This window comes from Massilia arenae, from assembly GCF_008014745.1.
GTDB lineage: Bacteria > Pseudomonadota > Gammaproteobacteria > Burkholderiales > Burkholderiaceae_D > Telluria > Telluria arenae.
The window spans coordinates 75,925-90,516 of sequence record NZ_VPFD01000018.1 but is presented as its reverse complement, the minus strand read 5'-3'; the positions used below and the strand labels follow the sequence as shown (position 1 = coordinate 90,516).

At 60.7% G+C, this 14,592-nt stretch carries 11 protein-coding genes and 2 pseudogenes; 7 read left to right on the top strand and 6 right to left on the bottom strand.

Annotated features, from left to right (window positions below; genetic code table 11):
- Positions 1-20 precede the first annotated feature (20 nt).
- The 4 genes from FVD38_RS17130 to FVD38_RS17115 all read left to right on the top strand — a co-directional run bounded on the left by FVD38_RS17130 (position 21) and on the right by FVD38_RS17115 (position 2,920).
- On the top strand, positions 21-206 hold the full coding sequence (locus FVD38_RS17130; RefSeq protein WP_147935933.1) for a hypothetical protein: 186 nt from the start codon (positions 21-23) through the stop codon (positions 204-206).
- 49 nt (positions 207-255) lie between these two features.
- A complete protein-coding gene (locus FVD38_RS17125) occupies positions 256-1,233 on the top strand; it encodes a cation diffusion facilitator family transporter (RefSeq protein WP_147935932.1) in 978 nt (325 codons plus the stop codon).
- A complete protein-coding gene (locus tag FVD38_RS17120; RefSeq protein ID WP_147935931.1) occupies positions 1,230-1,838 on the top strand; it encodes an SIS domain-containing protein in 609 nt (202 codons plus the stop codon). Before FVD38_RS17125 ends, FVD38_RS17120 begins: the two co-directional genes overlap by 4 nt.
- Positions 1,839-2,041: 203 nt before the next feature.
- Positions 2,042-2,920, top strand: coding sequence for a WD40/YVTN/BNR-like repeat-containing protein (locus tag FVD38_RS17115; protein WP_147935930.1), 879 nt, complete (start codon positions 2,042-2,044; stop codon positions 2,918-2,920).
- 62 nt (positions 2,921-2,982) lie between these two features.
- Here the strand turns inward: FVD38_RS17115 and FVD38_RS17110 are convergent, their stop codons facing one another.
- On the bottom strand, positions 2,983-5,466 hold the full coding sequence (locus tag FVD38_RS17110; RefSeq protein ID WP_147935929.1) for a heavy metal translocating P-type ATPase: 2,484 nt from the start codon (positions 5,464-5,466) through the stop codon (positions 2,983-2,985).
- A gap of 90 nt (positions 5,467-5,556) precedes the next feature.
- On the opposite strand from FVD38_RS17110, the gene cadR reads away from it, so the two are divergent.
- The 3 genes and pseudogenes from cadR to FVD38_RS17095 all read left to right on the top strand — a co-directional run bounded on the left by cadR (position 5,557) and on the right by FVD38_RS17095 (position 9,160).
- The gene (cadR, locus tag FVD38_RS17105; protein ID WP_147935928.1) at positions 5,557-5,988 is read left to right on the top strand and encodes a Cd(II)/Pb(II)-responsive transcriptional regulator; all 432 of its coding nucleotides are present in this window, start codon (positions 5,557-5,559) and stop codon (positions 5,986-5,988) included.
- A gap of 109 nt (positions 5,989-6,097) precedes the next feature.
- Entirely contained in the window at positions 6,098-8,026 is a 1,929-nt protein-coding gene (locus FVD38_RS17100; RefSeq protein WP_147935927.1) for a cytochrome c/FTR1 family iron permease, read from the top strand.
- Between the two features lie 517 nt (positions 8,027-8,543).
- A pseudogene (locus tag FVD38_RS17095) lies at positions 8,544-9,160 on the top strand (cation efflux transmembrane domain-containing protein).
- Between the two features lie 104 nt (positions 9,161-9,264).
- On the opposite strand, the gene FVD38_RS17090 reads toward FVD38_RS17095, so the two are convergent.
- The 5 genes and pseudogenes from FVD38_RS17090 to FVD38_RS17070 form a co-directional block, all read right to left on the bottom strand.
- Positions 9,265-9,627, bottom strand: a complete 363-nt coding sequence (locus FVD38_RS17090) for a CzcE family metal-binding protein (RefSeq protein WP_147935926.1) — start codon at positions 9,625-9,627, stop codon at positions 9,265-9,267.
- A 342-nt stretch (positions 9,628-9,969) separates the two neighbouring features.
- Positions 9,970-10,212 (bottom strand): hypothetical protein, encoded by a 243-nt coding sequence (locus FVD38_RS17085; RefSeq protein WP_147935925.1) that lies wholly within the window; start codon positions 10,210-10,212, stop codon positions 9,970-9,972.
- Between the two features lie 270 nt (positions 10,213-10,482).
- Positions 10,483-10,986 carry a signal peptidase II gene (gene lspA / locus FVD38_RS17080; RefSeq protein WP_222706937.1) on the bottom strand — a complete coding sequence of 168 codons (504 nt, stop codon included), beginning with the start codon at positions 10,984-10,986 and terminating at the stop codon, positions 10,483-10,485.
- 25 nt (positions 10,987-11,011) lie between these two features.
- Positions 11,012-11,257: pseudogene (locus FVD38_RS17075) on the bottom strand (oxidoreductase dimerization domain-containing protein); the annotation flags it as partial.
- A gap of 146 nt (positions 11,258-11,403) precedes the next feature.
- Positions 11,404-14,589 carry an efflux RND transporter permease subunit gene (locus FVD38_RS17070; protein WP_147935923.1) on the bottom strand — a complete coding sequence of 1,062 codons (3,186 nt, stop codon included), beginning with the start codon at positions 14,587-14,589 and terminating at the stop codon, positions 11,404-11,406.
- Positions 14,590-14,592: the final 3 nt, after the last annotated feature.

Here is a 14,592-nt window from a genome sequence, read left to right as displayed (position 1 = left end):
GATATCGAAGGAGGCAATAAATGAAACTACAACAACAGCCGGCTGAGGCAGCACATGATTACCTGTTCGAAGTGATCGGAATCGGAGGCCTGGTTTTGTTCGGCGTGATTATGCTGTTCTTCGGTTGGCTCAAGTACAAGGATCGAAACAATTCCGCAAGGACGAAACCGCGCAAGGGTTCAAGACCGAAGGCAAAGCGAAAGTAATGCGCGCCCGGCAGGCAGCACAATCATAATCACACACAAGGGGAAAACGATGGGTTCAGGACATTCTCATGCAGCACAGCCAGGCCAGAACGAACGACCTCTCTGGATTGCGCTCATCCTCACCACGGCATTTCTGACCGCTGAAATTATCGGGGGCATCCTCACCAACAGCCTTGCACTGATCTCGGATGCTGCGCACATGTTCACCGACAGTGCAGCGCTGGCGATCTCGCTTGCCGCGATCCGCATCGGCAAGCGTCCGGCAGACAGCGAGCGCACCTTCGGGTACTACCGCTTCGAAATCCTCGCCGCCGCCCTCAATGCCATCCTGCTGCTCCTGGTGGCGATGTACATCCTGTACGAAGCGTACCAGCGCCTGAACAACCCGCCGGAAATCGAATCGGGGACGATGCTGCTAGTGGCTGCGTTCGGCCTCGTCGTCAACCTCATCAGCATGCGGCTGCTCTCCAGCGGCAAAGATAGCAGCCTGAACATCAAGGGCGCCTACCTTGAAGTATGGAGCGACATGCTCGGTTCGATCGGCGTCATCATCGGCGCCCTCGTGATCCGGTACACCGGCTGGGCCTGGGTCGACTCGGCCATCGCCGTTGCCATCGGCCTCTGGGTATTGCCGCGCACCTGGACGCTGCTCAAGGCGAGCATGAACGTGCTGCTCGAGGGCGTTCCCGAGGGGCTCGGCATCGACGAAGTCAAGCAAGCGATCGCCGGCGTACCGGGCGTGGCGAGCGTGCACGACCTGCATGTGTGGTCGATTACAAGCGGCAAAGCCAGCCTGACGGTACATGTGGTCCAGCGTGCCGACGTCGCCGATCCACAGGTCCTGTTGCTCGCCGTCCGCCAGCTTGTCGCGAACAAGTACGACATCCATCACAGCACCATCCAGATCGAGACGACGCCGTGCGAGCAGGCAATCGATGAGCACAGCTTCGGTCCGGCAGCAGGTCACGACCATGCCGAGCATACGGAGCACGCCGGCCACCATGAGCATGAAGGAGAAAAGCGATGATCGACCATATCAGGGCAAACCTCGTCGAGGCGCGCGAAGCGCTCGATCACCTGATCAACGACGCCACCCAGCTCGCAAATATCGAGGCAGGGGCCGCCCTCCTCATCGACTCGCTACGTGGTGGGCGGCGTGTCATCTCGTGTGGAAACGGCGGCTCGATGTGCGACGCGATGCACCTGGCCGAAGAGTTGTCAGGACGGTTCCGCGAGAATCGACCCGCGATGGCGGCAGTGGCCATCAGCGACCCGAGCTACATCACCTGCGTCGCCAACGACTATGGCTACGACCAGGTCTTCGCCCGCTTCGTCGAGGGCAACGGTGGCCCTGGCGACGTCCTGTTCGCAATCAGCACGAGCGGGAGTAGTCCTTCCGTTGTCCTTGCTGCGCAAGCAGCCCGCGCCAAGGGTATGAGGGTAGTCGGGCTGACTGGACGGTCGGGATCGCAACTCGAGCAATGTGCGGATGTCTGCATCTGCACGAGCGCCGGACGCTACGCTGATCGGGTGCAGGAACTCCATATCAAGGTCATTCATATCCTGATCGAGCTGGTGGAGCGGGCCCTGCAACCATCGAATTATGCCCAACAGGATGGGCTCACAGGCTGAGTTGGTTCGATCTTTATAGAACCATCCCTGCAAGGCACGTGTAGCTCGCGGAACTGCTATCCTGTTCCCTACGAGAGCGGCGGCGCGGCGTGCCCCTTATCCCTGGGCTAACCCGCCACACTGGCTGGCCGGAGACTTTTGCTGAGGTATCTAGCAAAGCTTGGGCCATACAACCGCAGTGACTCGGCCGAGAACAAGTCATCATGACTACCGGACAGAAAAACGCACGTTTTTTGTCGCTGTTGGGCCTAGTGTTCATCTCTGTTCAGCTAGCACGGTTGTCGAACGCGGCTGAACCGACCGGGCTACGCACGAGGCTAGCAACGATCGTGTCACTTGAGTTCGACGACGCCAGTCACACGCTTTGGAAAGCGACGGCAACATCGCTTGCTCGCAGCCGGGACGAGGGGCGAACCTGGATTCCGGTGGCATTTCCGGTCACCGCAAAAGGTGACATTGCGGCAGTGTCGATCTCCGCAGGTAGCGCCAAAACGATCTATGTCTCCGTTGCAGGCTCAGGCGTTTGGCGTAGCCAGGATGGTGGGCGAACCTGGGCGTCGCGCAATAGGGGCCTGCCTGCTACTACCGTTGTCACGCTTGACGCACATTCCGGTCTGGCGCGTACCGTCTTTGCATACATTGCCGGCAAAGGTATTTTCCGCAGTCAAAATGCCGGCGCAAGCTGGCATCTCGTGGATCGCGGCCCCCGCGAAACGGTCGTACAACTCGTACATTCGAGCATGCCGAGTGGAATCGGAACCGGCTGGCTATTTGCCGCTACGCGTCAGGGTGTGCGTCGCACCATGGACTGTTTCTGCGGATGGCATAACGCAGGCCGGCTTGCGACCGATCTGCGCGTCGTGGCCACCGATGTCGACTGGCGGGAGCGCGTCTACACTGCCGGGCGCGAAGGATTGTTTATCAGTCCTGACGGGGGCGATGACTGGATCCGGATGGCGTCTCCCGTAGCATTGATTACCGCGCTGGTGAGCACGCCTTCCGGAAAGCTGTACGGGGCAATGAACGGCCACCTGATTCGCAGCCCTGACCGAGGTGTAACGTGGGACTATGTTGATGGGTGAGGAGCGCATGTTGTTGCCCTCCCCCATCATTGTCATCCATATCGTTATCGCATTGGTGTAGCTCAGCCGGCTCGCAACGTCCGCCTTGGGGAGCCGGCGCCTGCCTGACCGCTGACCTGGCTGCGTGCTTCCCGTACCTTAAGCAGCCGAAGCCCGTTGAATACAACGAGCAAGCTTGCGCCCATGTCCGCAAACACGGCCATCCACAGGGTGGCCGAACCGGCGATCGCCAGGACCAGGAACACTGCCTTGATCGTCAGGGCTGCGACAATATTCTGCTTCAGGATGGCGGCGGCCTGCCTGCTCAGGCGGATGAATTGAGGAATCTTGCGCAGGTCGTCGTCCATCAGCGCGACGTCGGCCGTTTCGATGGCGGTGTCCGTGCCCGCGGCGCCCATTGCAAACCCGATATCGGCCTTGGCCAGCGCCGGCGCATCGTTAATACCGTCCCCTACCATGCCGACAGTGCCGAATCGCGCGATCTCGTCATTGATGGCAGCGAGCTTGTCCTCGGGCAGCATGTTCCCCCGGGCGTCGTCGATGCCGACCTGCCTTGCGATCGCCGCGGCCGTCACCGCATTGTCGCCGGTGAGCATGACCGTCCGGATTCCCAACTGATGAAGCTGGGCCAGCGCTTCGCGACTGGTTTCACGGATGGTATCGGCCACCCCGATCACCAGCAGTGGCGACGTTTCATCGCACAGGACAACCGCCGTCTTGCCTTCACCCTCCAGCTTCGACAGGACGCTTTCCGTCGCGGCGCTGCAGATGCCGAGCTCTTCGACCAGGCGGTGATTGCCAAGGTAGTACCACTTCCCGTCAATCCGCCCTTTTGTGCCTCGGCCGGTTAGCGCCTCGAACTCGGTCACGGAAGCCAGGGGGAGTCCCTGGCCGGAGTTTTTCCAGTGGCGGCTAACTGCGGTCGATACCGGATGGTCGGACCGGTCCGCGAGCGCGGCCGCAAGCTGCAGATGAGTCTGTGCATTGCCTTGCAGGGGTAACACGTCCGTCACCTCGGGTTTGCCCTGGGTGATCGTACCGGTCTTGTCGAGCGCGAGCGAGCGCAGTTTGCCGCCCTGCTCCAGGTAGACGCCGCCCTTGATAAGGATGCCGGCGCGTGCTGCGGCAGCCAGGCCGCTCACCACAGTCACCGGAGTCGAGATCACCAGGGCGCAGGGGCAGGCAATCACGAGCAGCACGAGTGCCTTGTAGATCCAGGGCATCCATTCGGCGCCCAGCACGAGCGGCGGCACGAGAGCAACTGCAAGCGCGATGGCGAATACGATAGGGGTGTAGATGCTGGAGAACCGGTCGACGAAACGCTGGGTCGGGGCACGGCTGCCCTGCGCGTCCTCGACCGCGCGGATGATGCGCGACAGGGTCGAGTTGCTGTGACCCGCGGTGACGCGGTATTCGAAAGACCCGGTTTCGTTGATCGTGCCGGCGAACACCTTGTCGCCGACCGTTTTTGGTATCGGCATGCTCTCGCCCGTAATCGGCGCCTGGTTGACGGAAGACTGGCCAGAGGTCACTTCCCCGTCCAGGGCAATCCGCTCGCCGGGCGCGACACGGGCCAAGGCGCCGATCGCGACTGTGGTGGCGTCCTGTTCGTCCCAGCTACCGTCGTCCAGGCGCACGCTGACCCGCTCGGGCGTCAATGCCATCAGGCCCTGGATGGCGTTTCTTGCCCGGTCGAGCGAACGCGCCTCTATCATCTCGGCAATCGCGAACAGCACCATCACCATCGCCGCTTCCGGCCACTGGCCGATCAGCACGGCACCCGTCACCGCGATCGACATCAGGGCATTGATATTGAGATTGCGGTTCTTGAGCGCGATCCAGCCTTTCTTGTACACCCCCAGGCCCGTCGTCGCAATCGCGATCAGCGATAGCAGCATGACTGGCCACCAGTTCTCATCGCCCGTCGTCCATGCAATGACCTCGGCACCTACCGCCGCGGCCAACCCAAGTGCAAGCGTCGCATACTGCCGCTTTCGGGAAGTGGATGGCACCGCCTCGGCTCGTCCTTGTCCAGCCGCAACGAGCACCGCCTGCATGCCGATGGACGTCAGTGCATCCTGGACCGCCGTTGCTGGCCCGCTGTGTCTGACGCTCAAACGGCGCTGGACGAGATTGAAGTCGAGCTGTTCAACTTGCGGCAGGCCGGACAGCTTGCTACGGATGAGCGCCTCCTCGGTGGGGCAATCCATGTTTTCGATCCGGAAGACGGTACCGGCCGCTGCCCCGCTTTGGTCACCGGCTTGTTCCACCACCGGGTCCATGCCGACCGCACGCACCGCCGCGAGGATCGGCTGTGGGTCGCCGAGGCTGTGCTCCACCCGCAACCTGCGTTGGACAAGATTGAACTCCAGCCTTCCGACGCCTTCAATACGCCCAAGCGCTTGCCGCAGCAGTCCTTCTTCCGTCGGGCAGTCCATCTGATCGATGCGAATGAGCAGCGAACGGTCCTGGGCTAAAGGCGAGGTACCCGTGGTCTCGATTGGCGCAGACTTCGCGCAGCATGACTTGGCCTGGCATTCCGACATGACGACTCCTTGAGAACTGTGTATAGTTTGCATTGAACACCCTGTAGCGGGTACAGGGTCAAGCACTAAACCAACATACCGGGATTTTTCTTGAAAATTGGAGAATTGGCAGAACGCTCAGGCTGCCTGGTTGAAACCGTCCGCTACTATGAGCGGATTGGCCTGCTTGCCCCGCCCGACCGGTCGTCGAACAATTATCGGGCCTATAACGAGCTTCATGCCGAGCGCTTGCTATTCATCCGGCACTGCCGCGCCCTGGACATGACACTCGATGAGATCCGTACGCTGCTCGATTTTCGCGACGCCCCCGGACAAAACTGCCAGGACGTCAACGCGCTCCTCGACAAACACATCGGGCACATCGTCGACCGAATAGCAAACCTGTCGATATTGGAGACGCAGCTCAGGGACCTCCGGAGCCGCTGCGTCGCCACCGACAGCACGGGCCCATGCGAGATCCTGCATGCGCTCGGCACTTCTGAAGCCTGCGACGAGCCAGGAAGACCTGGCACCATTGGTTAGTCCGATCTTTCCGCCCCAGGCAGCGACAGCAGGGATAATGCGCTTGACCTTCAAGTAGCTAGAAGGTGTTAAATGTCAGGCTCTCGTACATGAAGACAAGTGCCCTGATATGAAGTACTCCATTTGGCGTCGGCTGATAGCCCTCGTCGTGTTCTTTGGTTGCGTGATCGGCGCGACCCACGCAAATCCCACATCGCGAGAAGCAGAAGTCCGCCAGCTCTGGCAGTTGCTCGACTATGTCGCCGTAGACTACGCTGGCGCCGTCCAGAACGGCGCGATTATCAGCGAACTTGAATATCGCGAAATGCGGGAGTTCTCGACGCGGGCACAGAACCAGGTGCAGGCATTGCCTCCGCATCCCTTGCACGCAGAGCTGGCAGCTGCCGCCTCGAGACTGAAGCAGGCGGTCGAACGGAAAGACTCGCCGCAACAGGTTTCCCAGCTTGCGCGGGAGGCAAACCGGTTGCTGCTGCAGGCCTACCCTTTCCCTGTTGCGCCGCGCGCCATGCCCGATCTGGCCCGCGGTGCGGCGCTGTATCAGGCGCAATGCGCTTCATGCCACGGCGCGACCGGCGCCGGCGATGGGGCTCTCGCAGCCAAGCTCGAACCCAAGCCGATCGCGTTTACGGATGAGGAAAGAGCCCGTTCCCGGTCACTCATGGCCCTGTACCAGGTGATCAGCCAGGGTGTTGAAGGCACCTCGATGCCGGCCTTTGCAAGCTTGTCCGAGCATGACCGTTGGTCTCTGGCGTTTCATGTCGGCACCCTGGCGTTCAAGGACACGGATATCGCAGCTGGAGAGTCTGCATTCGCACAGAACAAAGCCGCGTCCGCCACGATTTCCGACATGAACACGCTGGTGACGGCAACCGAAGAAGAGCTGGCAAAAGCAACGTCGCCGGCAACCGCGCGAACGATTCTGGCGTACGCCCGCACCCATCCCGAAACGGTACGGGCGCAGCAGGAACGCACGGGCATCGCCCTTGCGCGCAAGCTGCTGCAAGACAGCCTGAATGCCTTAGAGAACAATCAGCGGGCGAAGGCCACCGAGCTCGCTTTATCGGCCTACCTGGACGGCTTCGAGCCACTCGAGGCAACGCTCGACGCGACCGACCGCCAGCTTTTGGTCGACGTGGAACGAACCATGCAGCTATATCGAGGCGCGGTCGCACAAGGCAACGTATCGCGTGCGACCGAATACGCCCAGCAACTGGACGCGTATTTCGTACGTGTCGAGGACCTTACCGGCGCGAACAAGACCGACGCGACGACGGTGTTCGTGGGCGCGCTGACCATTCTCCTGCGTGAAGGTGTCGAAGCGCTGTTGATCGTGATCGCGATGGTCGCGTTCCTGCGCAAAGCGGAGCGTCCTCAGGCGTTGCGCTACGTGCACGCCGGCTGGGTTTCGGCGCTGGCCGCCGGCGCCTTGACATGGCTGGTCGCCACCTATGTGGTCAGCATCAGTGGCGCAAGCCGCGAAGTGACCGAAGGCCTGTCTTCGCTCTTCGCCGCGGCGGTATTGCTGTCGGTTGGGCTATGGATGCACCAGAAAGGCCAGGCCGGACAGTGGCAGGCCTATCTCAGGCAGCATCTGACTGCAGCGATGGAAAAACGCTCCGCATGGGCATTGTTTGCCCTCGCCTTCATCGCGGTGTACCGGGAAGTCTTTGAAACAGTCCTGTTCTACTCGGCGCTCGCGGCCGACGGCAACGGCCCTGCACTATTGACAGGATTCGTTACGGGCCTGGTCCTGCTGTCGGTGATTGCTGTGATTTTCCTGCGTACCAGTGCACGCATGCCGATCGGTAAATTCTTCTCGTTCAGCTCCGTGCTGGTGGCTGCCCTGGCGGTTGTCCTGGTCGGAAAAGGGATCGCAGGGCTGCAGGAAGCCGGATGGCTGACGGCCACACCCGTCACGGGACCGCGCATGCCGGTTCTCGGCCTCTACCCGACGATACAGACTTATGCAGCGCAGCTGGCCCTGCTTCTCGCAGCTGGCCTTGGTTTTGGATTCAACTTGGTAAAAGCCCGCAGATAGTCAGCTTGACAAGGAGCAATCATGATCAGCAAGACAATCTTTAGTGTTCCATTTGCTGCGCTCGTTCTCTTGGGCGGCTGTGCCGACCCAAGGTTAGGGCCGAACAGCAAAACCGGCTGGGTTACCGAACTTTATACGGCAGAGAGGCTAACCGCGAATCGCCCAGCCTGCTTGGCAAATCTCAGCGACACGGAGATTGCCAGCCATCGATACGCGCTGATTACAACCCCTCACCTCCGGTCATACAGATATGTAAGCGTATTAGTACCAGACTCAATCGAGGTCCAGCTTGACGATAAGGTCGAGATATCCCCGCCCACATGTGAAAATGGGGCATTGCCGAAAGTCGTGCAGGTGCTGAAGCATTCCCGCAAAAAGCCATAACCCCATGCGGCAAGAATGGTGAGCGTTCGCTGTAGAATGGGCCATTCTGTCCTTGTTCTAATCCAGCCGGCAGCGCCTGGCCCTGACGATGCCTGACCACGCGTGCTTCCCTCTGATATCTTACGGAGGGCAAATGAAGGACAGTAAGAACGATAGCCCTGACGAACCAAGCCTGGACGCTGCTAACGAGCGTGATCGCAGCATCCTATGGAAGGTCTTACTGATCAATCTGGGGCAGTGCCTGGCCGGCGTTGTGGGGGCACCTGGGCATCATCAACCGCGGTGATCGGCGCTGGCCTCGATAACTTGGGGGATGCCGCCGTCTACGGTGTGAGTCTGTACGCTGTCGGCAGGTCCGACGCGATCAAGACGCGTGCAGCCCAATTGTCCGGATGGCTCCTCATTGGATTTGCCTGTCTGTTGCTGATAGAGGTTGTCCGTCGCTTCCTCGGCGGTGAAGCTCCGTTGGGACCTGCCATGATGGGGATGGCCGCTGCAAATGCGTTTCTTAGCATTTATTGCATCCGGCTCTTGAAGCAGCATCGCGGCCAGGACGTCAACTTCAAAGCGTCCGCTATTTTCACGAATAACGATTCAATCGTAAATGGGGCGATCGTGGTATCGGGCGCGTTGGTGATGTGGACAAAATCTAACATTCCCGACCTGCTGCTTGGAACAGTGGTTTCGTTTATTGCTGCAAAAGGAGGATATGAAATCCTCTCGGAAGCGAAGGAAGCCCGACCAAAGTAGCGGCATGTGTCCTGCTCAGAAAAAAGAAGGATATTCTCCAGGTTCGATGCCGCGTACGGCATCGAACGAGAAATGGTGATCTGTAAGATCACCGAGAGCAGCGCTTAATTGGCGTACATCGGATTTTCCTCAACATAAATCTTTACCTTTGTTGCGTTGGGGAGGATGTCCGCCAGCGGAATCACCGGTACACCGAGGGTATCGAACGTCCAGGTAACGCTTCTTGGACCGTCCACGATAAGGACAGTCTCGAGTCGCTTGACATGGATCGATCTGGGCTTGCCAGGCATTACTGTGATAACGCGTTCGGGCGCCGTATTGGAGGAGTATCCGAACGGTGCTTCCCTTCCTGTCTTCGCTTCCGTGGCGATCTCAGCAGGCACCTGTCCAGCGTTGGCTTGGGCTCCAAACGGCACGAATACGCATGCGAGGAGTACGGCGAATACGGAATTAATATGAGTCTTCATTGAAAGTTCCTTTTAAAAGTATGGCTTGTTGAACGCACTCGCTCTCGACATGACCAGTTCTGGGCCGCTATGGTCGTGAGCAAGGCATGTATGCACGCAATGGGTTTAGCTGGCGAATATCTTGAATGCCTGGTTTCGCTGCTCGAATCAAGTCCGCCCCGACGTCGCTTCGTGCCATCATCGGGTCGCCTGAATCGCCGAGGAGAGCAAATTGCTACGGTACGGGTTTCGTCCATGACCCGCACAACTGTGCTTCGGCTTGGCGAAACGATGGCTTGATTTGTCGAATGATGGAGTTAACCACCAGGCGCAGGCTCTATTTGCCGGCTGGAATGATCAGATCTATTTTGGCCGTATCAAGCCGTCGAGTATCGGAGACTGGTAATTCAGTTGATTGAGACTAGCGGGAAAAGAGCGCGACAGCTCCGACCACTTGAGCACCGAAAAACCGCTGTCAAACGGCTGCAAGTCGCATGCCGAAACACAAGCCGCGCTGCAACCAGAGTCGAACGGGGATTTAATTGGATTTTCAGCATCGGTTATGTCGGATACCGCTGCGGCGATCGACGCGTCTTCGGAAATCACGCACCATCCTGCCGCCCAGCCAGACTGTAACGGCAAAAGCGCAAGCAATATAATCAGAAATATGCGCTTCATGGAGTTGTTGGCTGTTTGGTCAGAGAAGAGAACACTGGAGGATGGTAAATTTTACAACGCGCGCCGAGCGAAAACATGGGTCTCGATTTGTTGTAGATCTGATTATCTTTGTTCTGTCGACGCCGGATCATGGCCCTGTTCAGACCTGTCGCCGCGGCGCCGGCGCACCACACTGGTCGGGCCGCAGCAGCCGGAAGACTATCGGGTCTTGTCGGCGGCCGGAGCTGCCGCGCGGACACCAAACAGTGCGTGCAACACGATGATCGCAGCGCCGAGCGTGATGCCGATATCGGCGATGTTGAAGGCTGGCCAGTGATGCACCCCGACATACACGTCGATCCAGTCAACCACGCCCATCCGCGCGGTTCGGTCAACCAGATTGCCGACCGCTCCGCCAAGGATCATCGCCAGACCGATCCTTTCGGCGGAGCCCGTTTCCGGTTTCCTGATCATCCGAACGATCAGGATCGACGCGAGTACGGCCACCACGATGAACAGGTAGCGTTGCCATCCGCCGGCCGTGGCGAGAAGCCCGAAGGCTGCACCCTGGTTGATCACATGGACGATGTTCAAGGACGGTAACAACTCGATCTGCTGACCGTAGGCCAGCCGCTCCACGATCGCAGCCTTGGTGGCCAGGTCAACAGTGGCGATCAACCCGGCGAACACTACGGCAGCGAGGGGTTTCAAAGGTTTGGTCACTATGTAATTCCTTCAAAGTTCACGATCAGAGGTTGAGCGCGCGTTTGTCCACAGCGAGCTCTGCTTCTCTGGTTGCTTCATACAAAGTCGGGTGCGCATGGCAGATCCGGGCAATGTCTTCTGAAGGCGCGGAAAACTCGAGCGCCATTGCCGCTTCACCGATCATTTCCGACGCGAGCGAACTGACGATATGCACGCCCAGCACAAGGTCCGACTGGGCGTCGGCCACTACCTTGACAAATCCTTGTGCGTCGCCGTGGCCAAGTGCGCGATGCAGGCAACGGGCAAGCCGAGTTGTCCGGCGCGGATGGCGGCGATATATCCTCCCGACCCCGCACCAACGATCGCCACGTCATATTGCTTTTCCATATATGCCTTTCCAATGTGCGCGCAAATGTACCTACCCTGATGGCCTGCTTAGATTCCCTCCGCCACGGCCTCGGGCGGCCGGGCGAATCGCTGGTACAGGGTCGGCAGCACGAACAGCGTCAGGATCGTCGCGGAGATCAGGCCACCGATGACAACAGTGGCCAACGGGCGCTGTACCTCGGCGCCTGCGCCGGTTGCCAGTGCCATGGGGACGAAGCCCAGCGACGCGACCAGTGCCGTCATCAAGACAGGGCGCAGGCGTCGCAGCGCGCCTTCGCGCACCGCCTGCGCCCACGGAAGCTGTTTCGCCAGGTCGTCGATCGAACCAGCCATCACCAGTCCATTGAGGACGGCGACGCCCGACAGTGCGATGAATCCAACGGCTGCCGAAATCGAAAACGGTAGACCACGCAGCCAGAGTGCGGCGATTCCCCCGATCAGGGCGAGAGGCACGCCCGTGAACACGACCGCGGCAGCGCGCCAGGAACCGACGGCCGAGTACAGCAACAGGACGATGAGCGCGAAGCAGGCCGGTACCACAACCGCCAGGCGCATCCGCGCACGCTCGAGGTTTTCGAACTGCCCGCCCCAGGCGAGCCATACGCCGGCGGGCACCCGTACGTCCGCATTGATACTGGCCCGCGCCTCGCCGACCACGCCGGCGATGTCACGTCCGCGCACGTTGGCTTGAACGACCACGCGCCGCTTGCCGTTCTCGCGGCTGATCTGGTTCGGCCCCTTCGCCGTCTCCAGCATGGCCACCGATCCCAGTGGAACGAAGCTGCCGCCTGGCGTCAGCACAGGCAACAGGCGCAAGGCCTCGACATCGTTCCTGGTCTGCTCGCCGAGTTTCACCACCACGTCGAAACGCCTGTCCCCCTCGTAGATCGACCCGGCCTCACGTCCCGCAACCGCTGCCGCCAGGGTGTCGTGCACGTCCTGGGCGGTCAGCCCGACCCGGGCCATGGCGTCGCGATCCAGCCGGACATCGAGTAGCGGAAGGCCCTGCACCTGCTCTACACGGACGTCTTCCGCGCCCTCGACAGCACGCAGTTTTTCGGCGACCTGCTCGGCGGTGCGGATCATGGCGTCGAAATCGTCGCCATAGACTTTGACCGCGATGTCACCCCGTACGCCGGCCAGCAGCTCGTTGAAGCGCATCTGGATGGGCTGGGTCAGCTCGTAATTCTGCCCAGGGATGCCTGCGACCGCTTTCTCGATCTTCTCCACGAGCTCGGCCTTGCTCATCCCGGGTTCCGGCCATTCCGAACGGTCTTTAACGATGACAAAGGTGTCGGTGATGTTCGGTGGCATCGGGTCAGCGGCCAGTTCAGCCGTACCCGTTCTGGAAAAGACCAGCTTTACCTCGGGCAGCTTCCCGACCGCGTTCTCGACGGCAAACTGCATGGCTTGGCTCTGGTCCAGGGACGTTCCCGGAATGCGGGCCACCTGCAGCAGCACGTCCTGCTCGTCTAGTGTCGGAAGAAATTCCTGTCCAAGCGTCGTGAACAGACCGAGCGCGCCTGCGAAACCGGCAGCCGCGAGCACGCCGACCAGCTTGGGCTTGGCGAGCGCACGGTCCAGCCAGGGTGCGTAGGACGACGAGGCGGCCTTGACCAGCTTGTTTTCCTTCTCATCGACATGGCGCGAAAGCCAGAGCGCGATCGCAGCCGGTACAAAGGTGAGCGAGAGGATGAAAGCGAAGACCAGGGCCAGAATCACCGTTACCGCCATCGGTGCGAACATCCGCCCTTCCACCCCCTGGAAGGTCAACAGGGGGACGTAGACGAGAATGATGATCGCCTGGCCATAGACGCTTGGCCGGATCATCTCGCGCGCGGCGGCGGCGACGGTATCGAGACGCTCCGCCTTGGTGAGTATCCTGCCGGTCTGATGCTGGCGTTCCGCGATGCGGCGCAGCGCGTTCTCCACGATGATCACGGCGCCGTCGACAATCAGGCCGAAGTCCAGCGCGCCCAGGCTCATCAGGTTCGCCGAGAGTCCTGCCTCGAGCATGCCTGCCGAGGTCATCAGCATGGTGACCGGAATCACGGCTGCGGCGATCAGCGCCGCCCGCAGGTTTCCGAGAAGCGCGAACAGCACCGCGATCACCAGAAGAGCGCCCTCGGTGAGGTTGGTTGCCACGGTCTTGATGGTGGCATCGACCAGCCGGGTGCGGTCAAGCACTGGCCGGATCAGCAAGTCCGGCGGCAGGGATCGTGCAATTTCCTTCAGTCGGACATCCACGGCCGCGGCGACCGTCCGGCTGTTCTCGCCGATGCGCATCACGGCAGTACCGACAACGACCTCCTGGCCGCCTTCGGACGCCGAGCCGAAACGCACTTCCTGCCCCAGGCCGACCGTAGCGACATGCGAAACCAGCACTGGCGTGCCGCTGCGGGTAGTAATGACGGTTTTCGCCAGTTCTTCGGCCGACGTGATGCGGGCGTCGGCCTTGACTGTAAGAGCCTCTCCGTTCTGGATGACCACGCCGGCGCCAGCGCTCGTGTTGTTGCGCTCGAGCCCCTCGCCCAGCATCGTCAGGCTGATTCCCAGGGCCGCAAGTCGTTGCGGATCCGGCGTGACCACATACTGCTTGACGTAGCCCCCGATGACGTCGACGCCCGCCAGCCCTTCTGTATTCTTGAGCTGCGGTGCGACGATCCAGTCCTGCACCGTGCGCAGGTAGGTGGCCTTCTCGGCAGCGCTGCGCAGCACTTCCCCTTCCGGGGTGATATAGCTGCCATCGGCCTGCAATCCGGTCGCCGAGTTCGCTTTCGGAGTCGGCTTGGCGGCGTATTCCACCGTCCACATGTAGACATCACCGAGGCCGGTCGCAATTGGGCCCAGGCTGGCGGTCGCACCGGGAGGCAAGCTGCGCTCGACGGCGCGCAGCCGCTCCGCTATCTGCTGGCGCGCAAAATAGATATCCGTGCCATCTTTGAAGACCGTCGTTACCTGTGCAAATCCATGCCTGGTCAGCGAGCGCGTGGATTCCAGCCCGGGTATGCCGGCGAACGCCGTTTCGATCGGATAGGTGACCTGCCGCTCGACGTCGGCCGGCGCGAGCGCCGGTGCGACGACATTGATCTGCACCTGCGTGTTGGTAATGTCCGGTACGGCGTCGATCGGCAGGCGCGTCAGTGCAAACGCGCCGAGGATCGACAGCAGGATCGTGGCAATGAGGACGTGCCACCGCCGCGCAACGGAAAAGTTGACGATGCGAGCAATCATGGT